The organism is Desulfobaculum senezii (genome assembly GCF_054657395.1).
Genome location: NZ_BAAHYU010000001.1, coordinates 52,212 through 67,698 on the forward strand (window position 1 = coordinate 52,212; position 15,487 = coordinate 67,698).

Annotated in this window: 13 protein-coding genes; 11 read left to right on the top strand and 2 right to left on the bottom strand. The window is 64.5% G+C overall.

What is annotated here, in order from left to right:
* Together ACYQ2T_RS00220 and ACYQ2T_RS00225 are read right to left on the bottom strand one after the other, a co-directional pair.
* A complete protein-coding gene (locus ACYQ2T_RS00220) occupies nt 1–447 on the bottom strand; it encodes a cupin domain-containing protein (RefSeq protein WP_459897509.1) in 447 nt (148 codons plus the stop codon).
* Nucleotides 448–670: 223 nt separating this feature from the next.
* The gene (locus ACYQ2T_RS00225) at nt 671–2,815 is read right to left on the bottom strand and encodes a Tex family protein (RefSeq protein ID WP_459897510.1); all 2,145 of its coding nucleotides are present in this window, start codon (nt 2,813–2,815) and stop codon (nt 671–673) included.
* Nucleotides 2,816–3,137: 322 nt separating this feature from the next.
* Here ACYQ2T_RS00225 and ACYQ2T_RS00230 point away from each other — a divergent pair, with 322 nt between their 5' ends.
* The 11 genes from ACYQ2T_RS00230 to ACYQ2T_RS00280 all read left to right on the top strand — a co-directional run bounded on the left by ACYQ2T_RS00230 (nt 3,138) and on the right by ACYQ2T_RS00280 (nt 15,431).
* Nucleotides 3,138–4,862 carry a hypothetical protein gene (locus ACYQ2T_RS00230; protein ID WP_459897511.1) on the top strand — a complete coding sequence of 575 codons (1,725 nt, stop codon included), beginning with the start codon at nt 3,138–3,140 and terminating at the stop codon, nt 4,860–4,862.
* The gene (locus ACYQ2T_RS00235; protein ID WP_459897512.1) at nt 4,843–5,460 is read left to right on the top strand and encodes a MotA/TolQ/ExbB proton channel family protein; all 618 of its coding nucleotides are present in this window, start codon (nt 4,843–4,845) and stop codon (nt 5,458–5,460) included. Before ACYQ2T_RS00230 ends, ACYQ2T_RS00235 begins: the two co-directional genes overlap by 20 nt.
* Nucleotides 5,457–5,870 (top strand): ExbD/TolR family protein, encoded by a 414-nt coding sequence (locus ACYQ2T_RS00240; RefSeq protein ID WP_459897513.1) that lies wholly within the window; start codon nt 5,457–5,459, stop codon nt 5,868–5,870. Before ACYQ2T_RS00235 ends, ACYQ2T_RS00240 begins: the two co-directional genes overlap by 4 nt.
* Nucleotides 5,867–6,535 (top strand): TonB family protein, encoded by a 669-nt coding sequence (locus ACYQ2T_RS00245; protein WP_459897514.1) that lies wholly within the window; start codon nt 5,867–5,869, stop codon nt 6,533–6,535. Before ACYQ2T_RS00240 ends, ACYQ2T_RS00245 begins: the two co-directional genes overlap by 4 nt.
* Before the next feature lie 25 nt (nt 6,536–6,560).
* Nucleotides 6,561–7,685: an FmdE family protein gene (locus ACYQ2T_RS00250; RefSeq protein WP_459897515.1), complete on the top strand. Its 1,125-nt coding sequence runs from the start codon at nt 6,561–6,563 to the stop codon at nt 7,683–7,685.
* An 84-nt stretch (nt 7,686–7,769) separates the two neighbouring features.
* Nucleotides 7,770–9,896, top strand: a complete 2,127-nt coding sequence (locus ACYQ2T_RS00255; RefSeq protein WP_459897516.1) for a TonB-dependent receptor — start codon at nt 7,770–7,772, stop codon at nt 9,894–9,896.
* 191 nt (nt 9,897–10,087) lie between these two features.
* Nucleotides 10,088–10,948 carry an outer membrane lipoprotein-sorting protein gene (locus ACYQ2T_RS00260; RefSeq protein WP_459897517.1) on the top strand — a complete coding sequence of 287 codons (861 nt, stop codon included), beginning with the start codon at nt 10,088–10,090 and terminating at the stop codon, nt 10,946–10,948.
* 2 nt (nt 10,949–10,950) lie between these two features.
* Nucleotides 10,951–12,180: an ABC transporter permease gene (locus ACYQ2T_RS00265; RefSeq protein ID WP_459897518.1), complete on the top strand. Its 1,230-nt coding sequence runs from the start codon at nt 10,951–10,953 to the stop codon at nt 12,178–12,180.
* Nucleotides 12,181–12,191: 11 nt separating this feature from the next.
* On the top strand, nt 12,192–13,412 hold the full coding sequence (locus ACYQ2T_RS00270; RefSeq protein WP_459897519.1) for an ABC transporter permease: 1,221 nt from the start codon (nt 12,192–12,194) through the stop codon (nt 13,410–13,412).
* 31 nt (nt 13,413–13,443) lie between these two features.
* On the top strand, nt 13,444–14,133 hold the full coding sequence (locus tag ACYQ2T_RS00275) for an ABC transporter ATP-binding protein (protein WP_459897520.1): 690 nt from the start codon (nt 13,444–13,446) through the stop codon (nt 14,131–14,133).
* A 2-nt stretch (nt 14,134–14,135) separates the two neighbouring features.
* Nucleotides 14,136–15,431, top strand: coding sequence for a hypothetical protein (locus tag ACYQ2T_RS00280; protein WP_459897521.1), 1,296 nt, complete (start codon nt 14,136–14,138; stop codon nt 15,429–15,431).
* Nucleotides 15,432–15,487: the final 56 nt, after the last annotated feature.

Below are 15,487 nucleotides of genomic sequence, written 5' to 3' on the forward strand. Positions count from 1 at the left end.
CTAGTCCGTCTCGTCCGTTTCAGGGATGAAGGTCTGGCCGCGGTCCACACCGCAAAAGCGCGTCTTGTCGTGGTCTCCGGCGTAGGGACCTTGTTTGACTTCAATGAGCTGGGTGTCCTCCAGCATCTCGAACCCATGCCCGCCCGAGGCCAGAAGGATAACGTCCCCGGCGGTGAGGATGCGGCTGGAGAGGTAGGCGCATTCGTCGTCGTAGAAGTCCACCCGCAGCCGGCCGCTGACGACAAAGAGGACCTCTTGCGTCAACAGCACCTCGCGCTGGACGGGGTTGTGCGCGTGCGGGGGGATGACGTGGCCGCACGGGCGCCGCATGGACGCCAGCTGCTGTGAAAAGTCCCCGGGCGTGAAAAATTCGATGCCGTCCACGCTGTGCCCAGCCCGCACCAGTATGGCCAGAATGCGGCCTGCATTCTCCACGCGCTCCACCATGCTCGCCTCCCCGCAAGGGCAAGAGGGTTGACCGATTCCATCAAAAATACCTGAAACTGCGGGAAGCGCAAGTATGGCGCAGAGTTGTACGCGGCGCCTTGGCGCGCGGTTTGCCCCGGGATGCGGGCGCGTGGCGCGGGTGGTGGGGATTTTGGCGCGCCAAAAAAAAGCCCCCCGGCGGGCGGGGGGCTGTGCGAGTGTGGGGGGGGGGAGAAGGCGTGTGCTATTCGTCAGCAAGGTCTTTCATGCTCAGGCCAATGCGGCCGCGTTCGCGGTCCACCTCGGTGACGCGTACGCGCACCTGTTGGCGCACGCGGACCACCTCGGCCGGGTCGCGCACAAAGCGGTCGGCCAGCTGGCTGATATGCACAAGGCCGTCGCGGTGCACGCCAATATCGACAAACGCGCCAAAGGTGGTGACGTTGGTGACAATGCCGGGCAGATGCATGCCGGGCTCCAGATCCTTGATGTCGTGCACGTCCGCAAAGGAGAAGACCTCAAAGCTGCTGCGGGGGTCGCGCCCGGGCTTTTCCAGCTCGCTCATGATGTCGCGCAGGGTGGGGAGGCCCACCTCGCCGTCCACGTAGGCGTGTATGTCAATGCGGGAGCGCGCGTCCGCGCTGGCGAGGAGGTCCGGGACGGTGCTTCCGGCGTCCTCGGCCATGCGGCGGACAAGGGCGTAGCGCTCCGGGTGCACGGCGCTGGCGTCCAGCGGTTCGCGCCCGCCGGTGACGCGCAGAAAGCCCGCGCACTGCTCAAAGGCCTTGGGCCCAAGGCGGGGGACTTTCTTGAGCTGCGCGCGGGAGGCAAAGGGGCCGTTCTCCGCCCGGTAGGTCACGATGTTCTTCGCCAGCGACGGGCCAAGGCCCGAGACGTGGGACAAGAGCTCCACGCTGGCGCTGTTCACGTCCACGCCCACGGCGTTGACGCAGTGCTCCACCACGGCGTCCAGCGCGGCGCGCAGTTTCTTTTGGTCCACGTCATGCTGGTACTGCCCAACGCCAATGGCTTTGGGGTCGATTTTGACAAGCTCGGCCAGCGGGTCCATGAGCCGGCGGCCAATGGAGACCGCCCCGCGTACGGTGACGTCATGGTCCGGGAATTCCTCGCGCGCAGTGGCGGAGGCTGAGTAGACCGACGCGCCAGCTTCGTTGACCATCACAACCTCGGGCGCACCGGGCAGGGTGAGGCCCCGGACAAAGGCTTCCGTCTCGCGTCCGGCAGTGCCGTTGCCGATGGCGATGGCCTGTATTGCGTAGCGGCTGCACAGGTCCGTGACGGTGCGCGCGGCCTCCTCGGCCTTGCGCCCGCCATGGGTGGGGAAGATTTTCGTCTCCGTAAGCAGCGCGCCCTGCTCATCAAGGCAGACGAGCTTGGCCCCAGTGCGGTAGCCCGGGTCAAGGGCCAGCACGCGCTTGTGTCCGAGGGGCGCGGCAAGCAGCAGCTCGCGCAGGTTGTCCGCGAAGACGGTGATGGCTTCGTCATCGGCGCGCAGCTTGAGGGCGGCCTTGGCTTCGTTCTCCATGGCGGGGGTGAGCAGGCGTTTGTAGGCATCCTGCACGGCCAGCAGCACCTGCTGGCTGTCTGCGCCCTTGCCGCGCACAAAGCGGCGGCTCAGGCGGGTGAGGGCGGCGTCCTCGTCCGGGCGCAGGCTCACGCGCAAGATGCCTTCGCTTTCCCCGCGCAGGATGGCCAGCACCCGGTGTCCCGGCGCTTTGGCCGCGCGCTCGCCCCAGTCAAAATAGTCGCGGAAGGTTGCGGCGGTGTCCGTCTCGGCCTTGGCCTTGACGACCGCCGAGCGCAGTTCGCCCTGACGGGTAAAGAGCTGGCGCAGGGTCTCGCGCGCGGCGCGGTCCTCGGCCACAACCTCGGCAATGATGTCGCGCGCTCCGGCAAGGGCGGCGTCCACGTCCGGCACGTCCTTGTCCGCATTCACAAAGCGGCGCGCGCCGTCCGCCGGGTCCAGCCCCTTTTGCACCAAAATCGCCTTGGCCAGCGGAGCAAGGCCCTTTTCCCGCGCCATTTCCGCACGGGTGCGGCGCTTGGGGCGGTGGGGCAGGTAGATGTCCTCCAACTCGGCCATGGTGGCCGCGCCCGCCACGGCGCGCCTCAGGTCATCCGTCAGCAGGTCCCGTTCGGTGAGGGAGGACATGATGGACTCGCGGCGCTTGTCCAATTCGGCAAGGCGGTCCATCTGCTCGCGCACGGCGGCGATTTGGACTTCGTCCAGCCCCTTGGTCTGCTCCTTTCTGTAGCGGGCAATAAACGGAACCGTGGCCCCGCCGGACAGAAGCTCCGCCGTGGCGGAAATGGCGGCCTGAGAAAGACCGAGGCTTTTGGCTATGGTGTCGCAATGCTGTTGTGTCATGCGGTGTCCTTATGGTGAGAAGGTTCGCGCGCATTGGATACGCAAGGGCGTGTCGAGGTCAAGGGGTGTGTGAGGCAAGAGGGGGAGAATCCGCGCCAAAGGCCGGTCAGGGGCGGAAAATTAGCCCTGGGTGACACGTTTTTATATTTCATATGAAATTACGATGAGTAAAAAAAAATGATTATGCGAAAAATTGCTCTAACTCAAAAAAGATAGTACGGACCTGAACTCAAGAGGTGGGTCTATGGGTGCAAAAAGGTTTCATATTCTCGCGATAGTCTTGCTGCTGGCGGGGTTTTCCCTCCCCGCGCAGGCAAGGACGATGGAAAAGGACACCGACGGCGACGGCGTGGTGGACCGCGTGGCGCATTTTGATGCGGGCGGGCACCTGACGCGCCTTGAGGTGGACGCCGATGCTGACGGCCGGTTTGAACTGCGCCAGCACTACGAGGGCGGCACTATCGCCCGCGTGGAGCGCGACGCTGACGGCGACGGCGTGTGGGAGTGGACCGAAACCTACACAGGCGGCGTACGCCAGCACCAGCAGCGCCTCGCCGCAAATGGGCAGGTGGAATACGACGCCCGCTTTGATGCCAAGGGCCAGCCCCTGACCATCCGTCGCGACAGCACCGGGGACGGCGTTCTGGACACGGTGCAGTCCTATGCCCATGGCGTGCTCGCCGCCGTGACGGTGGACGTGGACCAAAACGGCGTGTGGGAAAGCCGGCAGGAGTATGACGGCGGCGTTCTGCACACCCGGCGTGTGGACGCGGACCAAAGCGGCATTGCCGAGGCTGTGTACACCTTTGCTGCGGACGGCAACGTCTGCCGGAGCGAACACGATGTGGACGAGGACGGCTGGGCCGAGATGATCCGCCAGTACGAGGGCGGGCAGCCCGTCCTGCAGGAGGAGCGCACGCCGCAGGGCGTTTTGACGCGCCGCACCGTGTACAGCGGGGGTCTGCCCGAACGGCAGGAGCAGGACGTAAGCGGCGATGGACGTCTGGACCTGACGACATATTTTGCCAAGGGCCGCCCCGTGCGGCAGGAGGCCGACACCACCAGCGACGGCGCGCGTGACACGGTTCGCCTGCTGGACGCCGAGGGCGTCCCCGCCACGGTGCGCCAGGACACCAACGCCGATGGGCGCTTTGACACCGTGCAGACCTACGCCGCAGGCGTTCCCCAGCGCCTTGAGCGCGACGAGGACCACGACGGACGCCGCGAAACCGTGGTGCTGTTTGCGGATGGCGTGCGCGCCAGCCTCACGCGTGACGCGGACGGCGACGGACGCCCGGACCATAAGGAAACCTACGACGCCACAGGCCAGTGCGTGCGCGTGGAGCATGACCGCAGCGGCAATGGGCGCATTGATACATGGCAGCGCCTGACCGGCGGTGAGGTGACGTTTATGGAGTCCGACGAGTCCGGCAATGGACGCGTGGACCTTCGGGCGTGGTTTGCTGGTGGCAACAAGACCCGCCTGACGCGCGATGCGGACGGTGACGGCCGTTTTGAGATTACGCAGCGCTACGGCCACGAGGGCTGGGACATGGTGCTGACGCAGGATGGCGACGGGGACGGCGTGGCGGAATACCGCCTGTGCTACCGCGCGGGCCTGCTGCGCCACAAGGAGTACCGCCAGCCGGACGGTGCGGTGCAGATGGCGGAGTTCTTTGACGAGAAGGGCGCGCTGGAGCGAAGCCGCGAGCGCGAAGCCAGCGGCGCCGTGCTGACGTGGTTCTACGGCCCCGGCGGCGAAGCCCTGCGCGCCGAGCGTGACAGAGACGGCGACGGCTCGCCCGAGGAAGTCTTCACCTACGACGGCGGCGTTGTTGCCGCAGTGTGGGAGGACACCAACGGCGATGGGCGCCCTGATGTGTGGGAAACCTATGATGCCAAGGGTCGCCTTGTGTCCACGTCGCAGGACATGGACTTTGACGGCGAACCGGATTTGACCAAAGGCCAGCCCCGGGCTGGCGTGACGGACGCCGCCGATAGCGCGGCGGCAACGACGCGGAGGGATCATGTTGGAACTGCTGGGTAAGGGGGGCGTTCTCGTCTATCCCATTCTTGCGTGTTTTGTGCTGGTGTGCGCCATTTTTGTGGAGCGCCTTGTGGTGTTTTCCCGCGTGCGGGTGCGCGGGGCGGAGCTGGCAAGCGGCCTGGGACGCCTTGTGCGTGACGGCCGCGGCGGTGAGGCGCGCGCCATGCTCGATGGCGACAACAGCGCCCTTGGCCGGGTGCTGGCGCAGGTGCTGCCCGTCAGCGCGGCGGACAGAGAAATGATGGAAACCGTGCTTGTGAGCGCCACCAACGACGAATTGCGCCATCTCTCCCGCCGCACGCAACTGCTGGCCACCATTGGCAACATTGCGCCGAGCCTTGGGCTGCTGGGGACCGTTATTGGCATGATTAAGGCCTTTATGGTGATTCAGGAAATGGGCGGCAAGGTGAACGCCGCCGTGCTTGCGGGCGGCATCTGGGAAGCCATGCTCACAACGGCCCTTGGCCTTGCCGTAGCGTTGCCCGCCATGGCCGCGCACAGCTACCTGATGGCGCGCATCACCCGGCACGAGGCCGGACTGCGGCGCGGGGCAGTGGCCTACCTGCAAACCCTGACCGGACCGGAGCGCGAGGCATGATGGTCCGTCCTGATTCCCGCCCCCGCTACGGCGTGCAGGTGCCCCTGACGTCCATTATCGACATTGTCTTTTTGCTGCTCATCTATTTTTTGCTGACCACCAACTTCATGGTGGACGAGGGCATCACCGTCAAACTCCCCAAGGCGCAGGCCTCGGCCCCGCAGGTGGAGCGCGAGCTGGTGGTCTATGTGGACGCCGCGGGCAAAACATGGGTGGACGCCGACCCTGTCCCGGACGCCAGCCTGTTTACGGAGGTGAAGGGCCGCCTTGCCGCGCGCACGAACAAGGCCGTCATCATCCGCGCGGATAGGGATTTGGTGCTGGATAACGCGGTGCACGTCATGGACACGGTGAAGGCCGCCGGGGCGTCCAAGCTGTGCCTCGCCACCGAAAAGGGCGCGGGGCAATGATGGACGCCCTGCGCGAGGATGGCCTGTTTGCCGCCCTTGTGGGTGTCTTTGCCATTGCGCTGTGCCTTGGGCTGTGGGCCGCGCCGAACCCCGGACCGGAGCGCCTTGCCGCCATTGAAATCGACATGGCGGACGTGCCCTCGGACTCCGGGCGCGATATCCCCACCCCGCGCCGCAGGATGGATGCGCCAACGCCCGTCTCGCCGCAGCCCGTCCGCGCCATGGCCCCGCCCATGGCCGCGCCTGCGCCGGTGAAAACCGCGTCGGTCGATGCGCCGACCATCCCCGCAGCCCCGGGCGCAGTGGGCGATATGGCCGCCCTTGCCGGGCCTGTTGGCGTGGCCGCTACGGCCAGCGATGCCATGGCGGGATTCATGGGCCAGCGGGACTACTTTGAACTGCTCAAAATGCGTGTGGATGCCATCAAGGTCTATCCCGAACAGGCCAAGGCCACGGCGCGGCAGGGGCAGGTTGTGGTGCGGTTTGTTTTGCATAGGGACGGGGCTGTGTCTGCGGTGACCGTGGCGCAGACCAGTGGCTCCAAGGCCCTTGATGAGGCCGCGGCCCGCGCTGTGGAGCGCGCCGCGCCGTTTCCCTGCCCCCCGGCGGGGCTGTTTGAGTTGCCGGTTCGCCTTCAGGTTGGCGTGCAGTTTCTGCTGACCTGATTCATCACCATACGGAGGAGAAGCAATGCGATATCAAGAACGAGACGGCGTCTTGGCGTCCTATGGCAGAGGCGCGGCGCTGGCCGCGCTGTTGGTGCTGTGCCTTGCGCACATTGCCTACGCGGGGCCGAAACAGCCCATGCAGTATGACAAAGCGGTCGCCCTTGGCGTTGCGGCCAGCGCGCAGGCGGCGGGAACCCTTGGCGCGCCGTGGCAGGAGCGCACCGCCATTGTCATGACCAACGCGGGCTTTGCCCTGCCGCAGGGGCTGGATACGCAGGGCTGCCTTGATGGCGTGACCCGCGCCACCGGGGCCAGCATTGGCGCGGCGCGGCTTATCACTGTGCAAAGCCGCTTTGACGCGCCGCTGTGGTTCGCTTTTTACGATGCTGGCAGCGGGCGCTGCGCATACCTGGAGTATACCGCGCAGGACGTGCAGCAGGCCTTTGGCAAGAACAAGGCGCGCCCTGTGGCGACCACGGTGCAGGTGCGCCGCATCAAAGCGGAGTACCTTTTTGCCCATCCGGAGGAACTGGGCGCGCCGGAAGGCAAGGCGCTCTTTGGCGGCAACGCGTTTCGCATTATCACCGCCATCAACGCCGCGGACCACGGCGCGGGCTCCAGCCTGCTGCGGGCCGTACAGGTGCACGACCACCTGTGCCCGGGCGTGTCCTCTGGCCTCGCCATTGCGTCCTACATTCGCGAGCACCTTGTGTCCGGGCCGGACACGAAGGTCTTCATCCTCAGCCTGAAGCCATGGTGCAAGGAAGACGCCCTGACCACACTGCTGAACGCCACACCCGGCAAGCGCGCTTACGCTGTGCTGTATCCCACGGACGAGGAGGTCGCCGCGTGGCCGAAGCCGCTGCCCTCCGTGTGCTCCGTGGTGTTTACCAAAACGGGGGATGCGCCGTGGCACGCCACCATGCTGGGCTTTGACTTTGCCGAGGCAAAGAAGGCCTACGGCGGCGACCCCTATGGCGTCACCATCCTCGATAAGCTTCACGCGGATTTGTGGTTCATGGACAACATGGACGCGGCGCGCGGCCTTGTGACGCGGGTAAAGGACGCCGACCTTGCCCCCGGCCAGACGCCGCGCGCGCTGATGCGTCCGGGCGTGGACGTTATTTCGGCGTTGTCTGCCCTGTAGCGGGCGCTTTTCATAACATATTCCTATTCGTACAGAGAGCGCCGGGCGCAGTGCAGCGCCCGGCGCGGCAAGGGGGGAGCTTTCATGGTTGTGCCTGTTTCATGCAGAGCCGCACTCGTTGCAGCGGCTCTGGTGGTGTTGTGCGCCCTTCCGGCGCTGGCTGAGGACACGGAGCAAAAGGACGAGGTGCTGGACATTGGCACCGTTCACGTCATGGAGCGCGGCGCGCGCCCGGTGACGCTGGAGCCGCGCCGCGAAACCATCGACATTGAAGAGTACGATTTGCCGGGGACGCCCGCCAGTGTGGTGGATGTGCTGCGGACGATGCCTCTGGTGGACTTCCGGCAGGAGTCGGACATGGTTCCAGAGGACGACAGTGTCTACCTGCGCGGCTTTGATTCCACGCGTTTTTCAACGGCCATGAACGGCCTGACCATCCGCCAGAGCGGCGGGCGCAAGTCCAGCAATATTGTGGACTATGGGGCACTTATCCCGCTGTGGATGATTGGCGATATTGAAATCCTGCCCGGTCCGCACTCCGCGCTGTATCCGGCCAAGAGCTTTGGCGGCGTGCTGAACATCCGCCCCCGCGTGCCCTCGCGCGAAGAGCTGGAAGACGCGCAGGTGAACTTCAGCGCGTCCTATGGCTCGTTTAACACCGCCAGTACGCATCTGGACGGCCACGGCGGTGTGGACAGCGTGTTCTACGACCTTGGCGTGCAGCGCTACAGCACGGACGGCTACCTGCGCCATACCGACGCGGAAATTGATACGTTCTACGGCCGCGGCGGCTACCTGTTTGAGGATGATGGCTTCCTGACCCTCAGCTACCTGTATGTGGACGCGGAGCGGAACCTTGCCGTGGCCAATGATCCGACGCAGGCAGATTTTGATGATGATTATCCTCATGTTGAGTATCATAAAGGGATGATGGAGGACTGGCAGCATCCCGCGTCCGACAAGATCGCGCAGTCCGTGGACCTGTACTTTGTGAAGCCTACGGGCATGGGCGAGGTGTCCGTGGCCGCCTCGCACCGCACCGAGAACCGGGACCGGAAGTATGATGAGAAGGACAATGGCACTGTGCGAGATGGTTCCTGGAATACCAAGTGGGAACAGCGCGCTGTAAAGCTTATGGATGTGCTGGAAATCAATGGCGAGAACACCCTGACCGTTGGCGTAGAAGGGAGCCAATTGCTGGATGGCTATGGCCGCACGAACTGGGACTCCGCCTACGCCAGTCATGAACGTGTGCGCACGCTGGCGGGCTTTGCCGAGCATAACTGGGATATCACCCCGCGCCTGCACCTGAGTCTTGGCGCGCGGTATGAGTCTGTGGAGACGTGGACGGACAACCTCGATAAGGACGGTAACAATTATATTGCGGGTAAAGACGACTGGATCAACCGCACCTTTGACGGCTTCACCCCTAAGTCCTTCCTGACGTGGGAACTGGACGATGTGGACGCCTCCCTGCGTGATACCAGCGTGTCTGTGGGCGTCAGCCGCATTTGGCGGGCACCGGACTACCATGGCGACATGAACCCACAGGGGATGCCTGCGGGGGCATGGCTCGATCCCGAACATGGCATGGGCTACGACCTAGTGCTCCAGCGCCGCCTGACCGGTGACATCACCATGAAAGTCGATTTCTCGTATTACAAAATCTACGACTATATGGCGATGAACAGAGGGGGCAGCACAGACACTGCGTCTTGGACGGATTATAAAATTAACCTTGATGAGATTGAGCAAAAGGGCGTGGAGGTGGTCCTTGGTGGGCATCTGACGGACGAGTTGTCCTTCACGCTGGGGTATGCCTATATCGACATGGATTCCCTTGGCGGCGAACCCGCAGGAAAGCAAGCCGTGGACCAGCGCGCCAAGCACCGCGTCAACGCGGGCCTCTCCTACGCGCTGACGCCTCAGACGACGCTCCTCGCCAACTACCAGTTTAAGGACAAGCAAGAAACGGAAATCGTGATTTATGATGCAGGAAAGGAATTTGTTAATTCCCGAACTGAACATCTCGACGCCTTCCACCTCTTCGATTTTGCCGTGGAGCATACACTGTTTGACGAGTGGAAGGGGCTGTCCGATGGCACGCTGAAGGTCTACGTCAACAATGCCTTTGATGAGCGGTACCAGAACGTTGACGGTTACCCCGGAACCGAACGCAACTTCGGCGTGAGCTTCTCCGTGAGCATGTAGCGCCGTGCGCCGTATGCGGCGCAGGAATGAACAGACTCCGTCGGCCCAGCCGCGCGCCATGTGCAGCGCGGCTGGGCCGACGTGCGTTGGTGCGGCGCACTGCTGCTCTGCGCGGACTGTGTGCGGCATGCTTCGCGCGCGGTGCATCCCTTGTGGACATTTCTCCCGCACTTTCATACCGTTAAAGAATCATGAAACTCTATCTTCTTTCTGTAAGCGGTATGGATGATGAGGACGGTGGGGACCGGGCCGCACTCCGGCGCGTGTCCCGCGCCTTTTGGCGGTGCGCGCTGCTTGCCTGCGCGGTGGTGCTGGCGGCGCTGTGCTTTGCTCCGCAGCGCGCGGGCGGGCAGGACGGCCCAACGGCTGAGGAGGTGGTCTCCGGCGCGATGGATTATTGGCGCGGAGAGTCGTCCATCTCCACGGTGGAGATGACCATCAGCCGTCCGGACTGGGAGCGCCGCATGACCCTGCGTGCGTGGACCCTTGGGCGCGATGACAGCGTGTTTAAAGTGCTGGCCCCAGCCAAGGACCGGAACAACGGCACCCTGAAAAAGCAGCAGGAGATGTGGACCTATAACCCTAAAATCAACCGCACCATCAAGATTCCCCCCTCTATGATGGCGCAGTCGTGGATGGGGTCCGACTTCTCCAACAACGACCTCGCCAAGGCCAACAGTCTGCTGGCCGACTACACCCATACCCGCACAGGCACCTCGCAGCACGAGGGGCTGACCGTGTACCATGTGCAGTGCCTGCCAAAGCCCGCCGCGCCAGTGGTCTGGGGCAAGCAGACCCTGCGCATCCGTGAGGACTACATCCTGCTGGAGCAGGTGTTCTACGACGAGGACATGCTCCCTGTGAAGCGCATGACGGCGTCGGACATCGCCATGATGGGCGGGCGGCTGTTTCCGCGGCTGTGGGTGATGGAAAAGGTGGAGGAGCCGGGGCACGTGACGCGCCTTGAGTACACGGACCTCGCCTTTGGCGTGGAGATTCCGGAACGCTATTTTACCATCCGCTGGCTCTCCACCCCTGTGAGGGAGCGGTGAGCATGGATGTCGCCATGGCGTGGCGCAATGTGTGGCGCAATCCGCGCCGCTCCGCGCTGACCATTTTGGCCGTGGCCTTTGCGGCGGGGCTCTTGGTCTTTTCCGTGTCGTGGCAGCTTGGCACCTATGAGACGATGATTGACTCTGCCGTGCACATCCACACCGGACACATCCAGATACTGGGGGAGGGCTACGCCAAGGAGCGGCGCATCCTCACCGTGGTGGCGAATCCCGCCGCCGTGACGGATGTGGTGCGGGGCGAGGCAGGCGTTGAAGCCGTGGCGCGGCGCGCTAATGGCTTCGCCCTTGTGTCGTCGGATGAGCGCACCTCCGGCGCCCTGATTGTGGGCATTCAGCCCGAGGCCGAGGCGCGCATCTCCACACTGGCGCAAACCGTGCGTAGCGGCGCGTATCTGGACTCCGGCGACGCCAATATGGCCCTAGTGGGGGGCATTCTTGCCACAAATCTCGGCATTGGTCCGGGAGATGAGCTGGTGCTCCTTGGGCAGGGACGCGACGGGTCCATCGCGGCAACGGCGCTGACGGTGAAGGGCGTGTTCAGTACCGGGCAGGACGCCTTTGACCGCAACACCGTGCACATGCGCCTTGCGGATTTTCAAGAGGTCTTTGCCATGCGCGGGGCCGTGCATGAGGTGGTGCTGTGGGCGCAGTCCTTAGCCGCTGTGCCGCCCCTTCGCGCCCGCATCGTGGCGGACCTTGAGGAGCAGGGGGTAACGGGCCTGAGCGTGATGACGTGGGACGAACTCATGCCCGGCCTGCTGCAGAGCATTCAGATGGACCTGACGAGTTCCAGCATTTTTTATCTCATTCTCATTGTGGTGGTGGCCTTCTCCATCCTGAATACCTTCGTGATGGCCGTGTTTGAGCGCACGCGGGAGTTTGGGGTGCTGATGGCCATGGGCGCGTCGCCATGGCGCATTGTGCGGGTGCTGCTCTATGAGTCCGCCGCGCTGTGCGTGGTGGGCATCATCCTTGGCGCCATCGGGGGCAGCGCGGTAACGCTGTACTTTCAGACCCACGGCATCTCCCTTGGCGAGGCCGGGGCCATGCTGCGGCAGTATGGCATTCCGGAGCGGATGTATCCGCAGTTGTCGCTGGTTTCCGTCATCATCGGGCCGAGCATGGTGTTTGGCATCACCATGCTCTCCGCGCTGTTTCCGGCGCTTCGCGCGCGGCGGCTGCGGCCCGTGGACGCCATGCAGGGCGGGTAGGAGGCGGCGCTATGCATATGCTTTTGGCGTGGCGCAATATCTGGCGCAATCCACGGCGGACGTGGGTGATTTTGTCCGCCGTCATCATTGGCGTGTGGTCCATGATTTTTTTTGGCGCGCTGTCGCGGGGCTTTGCCGAGGCCATGCTGGGCAACGCCATCAGCACGCTGGTGGGGCACCTGCGCGTGCACGCCAACGGCTACCACGAGGACCCGGTCATCGACCACCGCATAGCGGGCGGTCCGGCCTTGCTCAAGCAGTTGCGCGGGGCGTTGCCACCGTCTGCGGCCATGAGCCCGCGCGTGCGGGTGAGCGCCGTGGCCTCCAACGCGCGCCATTCTACGGGCGTGTCCTTTGTGGGTATCGACCCGGAAACGGAACCGCGCGTGAGTTTTTACGGCGCGCATATGCAGGCGGGTGAGCCCCTTGCCGCAGGGGATATGCGCGGCATTGTCATTGGGCACGCGCTGGCCAAACAGTTCGAGACGCGGCCGGGGCGCAAACTCATCCTCATGGCGCGGGATGCATCGGGGCGCATTGCCTCGCGGGCGTTTCGCATCCGGGGCACCTACCGCGCGGAGCTCGAAGCCACGGAAAAGCGCTATGTGTTCGTCACCCTGCCTGCCGCGCAGGCCATGCTCGACATTGGCGAAGCCGTGACAGGGGTGTCCGTGGTTTTACCCCGGCGCGCCATGGCCCAAAAGGCCGCGGAAGCGGTGCGCCGCGCCCTGCCGCAAGGGGCGCAGGTGCTGACGTGGGAGGACGTGGTGCCCATGCTGCGGGCCTACCTCGAAATTTTCGAGCAGTTTTTGTACCTGTGGTATCTGGTGGTGTTTACGGCCATGGGGTTTGGCATCGTGAACACCATCCTTATGGCCGTGCTGGAGCGCATCCGCGAGTTTGGCCTGCTCAAGTCCCTTGGCTTTAAGCCCGCGTGGATACTGCGCGGCGTGCTGACCGAGGCGACCATGCTGCTGCTGGTGGGCATGGCCCTTGGGAACGCGCTGGGGTTTGGGTGCCTTGCCCTTGTGCCGGACAGCGGGCTGAATTTGTCCTTCTTCGCCGATGGGGCGGAGTTTTTTGGCGTGCCGCGCATTGTGCATCCGCAGGTGGCCGTGCGTGACATCATTATCGCCAACGCCGTGGTGCTGGGCCTTGGGCTGGTGGTGAGCCTCTATCCGGCCCAGCGCGCCGCGCGCATCACTCCGGTGGAAGCGCTGGCGCATACCTGAGACCGGTCCCGGAACGGACAAGGAGAGCCGCATGGCAATGGTGGTGTGCGAGGATGTGACCAAGACCTACACGCAGGGCAGTGTGCCCGTGCATGCTCTGCGCGGCGTCTCCGTCACCATAGACCGGGGGGGCTTTGTCGCTCTTGCGGGGCCGTCGGGGTCGGGCAAGACCACGCTCTTGAACCTTATCGGCGGGCTGGATGCGCCGGACTCCGGCACAGTCTCCGTTGGCGGACGGGTGTTGTCGGACATGAGCCAGTCCGCCCTTGCGGAGCTTCGCCTGAACACCATCGGGTTTATCTTTCAGGCCTATAATCTCATCCCCGTCCTTAGCGCGCAGGAGAACGTGGAATACGTCATGCTGATGCAGGGCGTCGGGGCGCGCGAGCGCCGCCAGCGCTCGCGCGCCATCCTTGATGACGTTGGCCTGTCCGGGCTGTATGAGCGCCGCCCGGCGGAGCTGTCCGGCGGACAGCAGCAGCGGGTTGCCGTTGCGCGCGCTGTGGTGTCCGGTCCGTCCATCGTCCTTGCCGATGAACCTACCGCCAACCTTGATTCTGACACCGGACGCGGCCTGCTTGAAATGATGTGCGAGATGAACCGCCAGCGCGGGGTGACGTTTATCTTTTCCACTCATGACAGAATGGTCATGGACTACGCCCAGCGCATTATCCGCATCAAGGATGGCCGTGTGGACGGCGAAGCGGGCGGGGCGACGTAGTTATGCGCTATGCGCTGTGCACTGCGCTGGTGTGGCTTGCTCTGCTTTCTCCTGTGTGGGCCGAGGCGCCGAAGGTGGAACAGGAGATTGGCGGGCACCTCAAGACCCGCGTTGCCACCAGCTTTCCCCGTGACGATACCCTCAGCCAAAGCGTTGGCCTGTCGCCCAACACCGACGCCAGCGTGGAGGCGCGCCTGAAGCACCGGGCCTTTCTCGGTCCGCGCCTGCATACGGAAATCCACTACGAGGTCATCGCCGGGCACAGCGAGTCCCGGCGCGACGCCCAGCGCATTGCGGACCGGTATTCCATGCTCCCGGGCGTCACCCTCACGCCGCCTGTGGACGATTCCACCTCCTTTTTGGACCTGTCCCACGTTGCCACCGACGACGACGGGGACGTGGTGACCCACCGCATCGACAGGCTCTACGCCGCCTACACCCCGCCGTGGGGCGAGGTGCGCGTGGGGCGGCAGGCCGTGACGTGGGGGCATGGGTTTTTGTTTAATCCCATGGACCTCATCAGCCCCTTTGCGCCAACGGATATCGAGCGCGATTACAAGACCGGGAAGGATATGGTCTTTGTGCGCGTTCCGGCGGGGCGGGCGGATGTGCAGGTGATGTACGTCCCGCGCCGGGATGCTGCCACGCGGGATGTGGATTTTGAGCAGGCGTCGGTCGGCGGCAAGGTGGGCATGGCCTTTGGCTCCACGGAGGTGGAGCTTCTGGCCGCGCGGCACTACAGGGACACCGTGGCGGGCCTTGGCCTTGTGGGCTACGCCGGGGACGCGGCGTGGCGTGTGGATGGAACATGGACGGCCCTGCATACGGCCAGCCGCGGGCGCAGCGGCTATGCGTCCGTGACCGCCAATGTGGACCGCTCATGGGTGGCGGGGGGCAGGAATTGGTACGGCTATGTGGAACTGCACGCCAATGGCCTCTCCCGCAATGATTTTTCGGACCAGTACACGGACCCGGCCGTGGCGCGGCGCATCGCCCGCGGGGAAATGTATACGCTGGGGCCCGCCTACGCCGGAGCGCATGTGGACTGCGAAGTGCATCCCCTTGTGCATGTGTTTGCCACGGGCATGGTGAATCTTGATGACGGGTCGGGCACGGCGCTGCCGGGCGTGAGCATCGACCTTGCCGACAACATGGACCTGACGGTGCACGCCAGTCTGCCTTTTGGGGATGCGGGCACGGAGTTCGGGGGCTACCCTTTGCCGGGAACGCCGCCGGGAATGGACGTGGACGTGAAGCCCGCGCGCCGGGTCAGCGCGTGGGTGGGGTGGTACTTCTAGCCCGCAGCCTCTCACCGCCTGCCGCACAGAAAACGGCCCGCGCCACCAGTGGTGGT

Bases quoted from the DNA above. Each gene is read 5' to 3' on its own strand.
- ACYQ2T_RS00220 (WP_459897509.1), bottom strand. From the start codon at position 447: ATGGTGGAGCGCGTGGAGAATGCAGGCCGCATTCTGGCCATACTGGTG.
- ACYQ2T_RS00225 (WP_459897510.1), bottom strand. From the start codon at position 2,815: ATGACACAACAGCATTGCGACACCATAGCCAAAAGCCTCGGTCTTTCT.
- ACYQ2T_RS00230 (WP_459897511.1), top strand. From the start codon at position 3,138: ATGGAAAAGGACACCGACGGCGACGGCGTGGTGGACCGCGTGGCGCAT.
- ACYQ2T_RS00235 (WP_459897512.1), top strand. From the start codon at position 4,843: ATGTTGGAACTGCTGGGTAAGGGGGGCGTTCTCGTCTATCCCATTCTT.
- ACYQ2T_RS00240 (WP_459897513.1), top strand. From the start codon at position 5,457: ATGATGGTCCGTCCTGATTCCCGCCCCCGCTACGGCGTGCAGGTGCCC.
- ACYQ2T_RS00245 (WP_459897514.1), top strand. From the start codon at position 5,867: ATGATGGACGCCCTGCGCGAGGATGGCCTGTTTGCCGCCCTTGTGGGT.
- ACYQ2T_RS00250 (WP_459897515.1), top strand. From the start codon at position 6,561: ATGCGATATCAAGAACGAGACGGCGTCTTGGCGTCCTATGGCAGAGGC.
- ACYQ2T_RS00255 (WP_459897516.1), top strand. From the start codon at position 7,770: ATGGTTGTGCCTGTTTCATGCAGAGCCGCACTCGTTGCAGCGGCTCTG.
- ACYQ2T_RS00260 (WP_459897517.1), top strand. From the start codon at position 10,088: ATGAAACTCTATCTTCTTTCTGTAAGCGGTATGGATGATGAGGACGGT.
- ACYQ2T_RS00265 (WP_459897518.1), top strand. From the start codon at position 10,951: ATGGATGTCGCCATGGCGTGGCGCAATGTGTGGCGCAATCCGCGCCGC.
- ACYQ2T_RS00270 (WP_459897519.1), top strand. From the start codon at position 12,192: ATGCATATGCTTTTGGCGTGGCGCAATATCTGGCGCAATCCACGGCGG.
- ACYQ2T_RS00275 (WP_459897520.1), top strand. From the start codon at position 13,444: ATGGCAATGGTGGTGTGCGAGGATGTGACCAAGACCTACACGCAGGGC.
- ACYQ2T_RS00280 (WP_459897521.1), top strand. From the start codon at position 14,136: ATGCGCTATGCGCTGTGCACTGCGCTGGTGTGGCTTGCTCTGCTTTCT.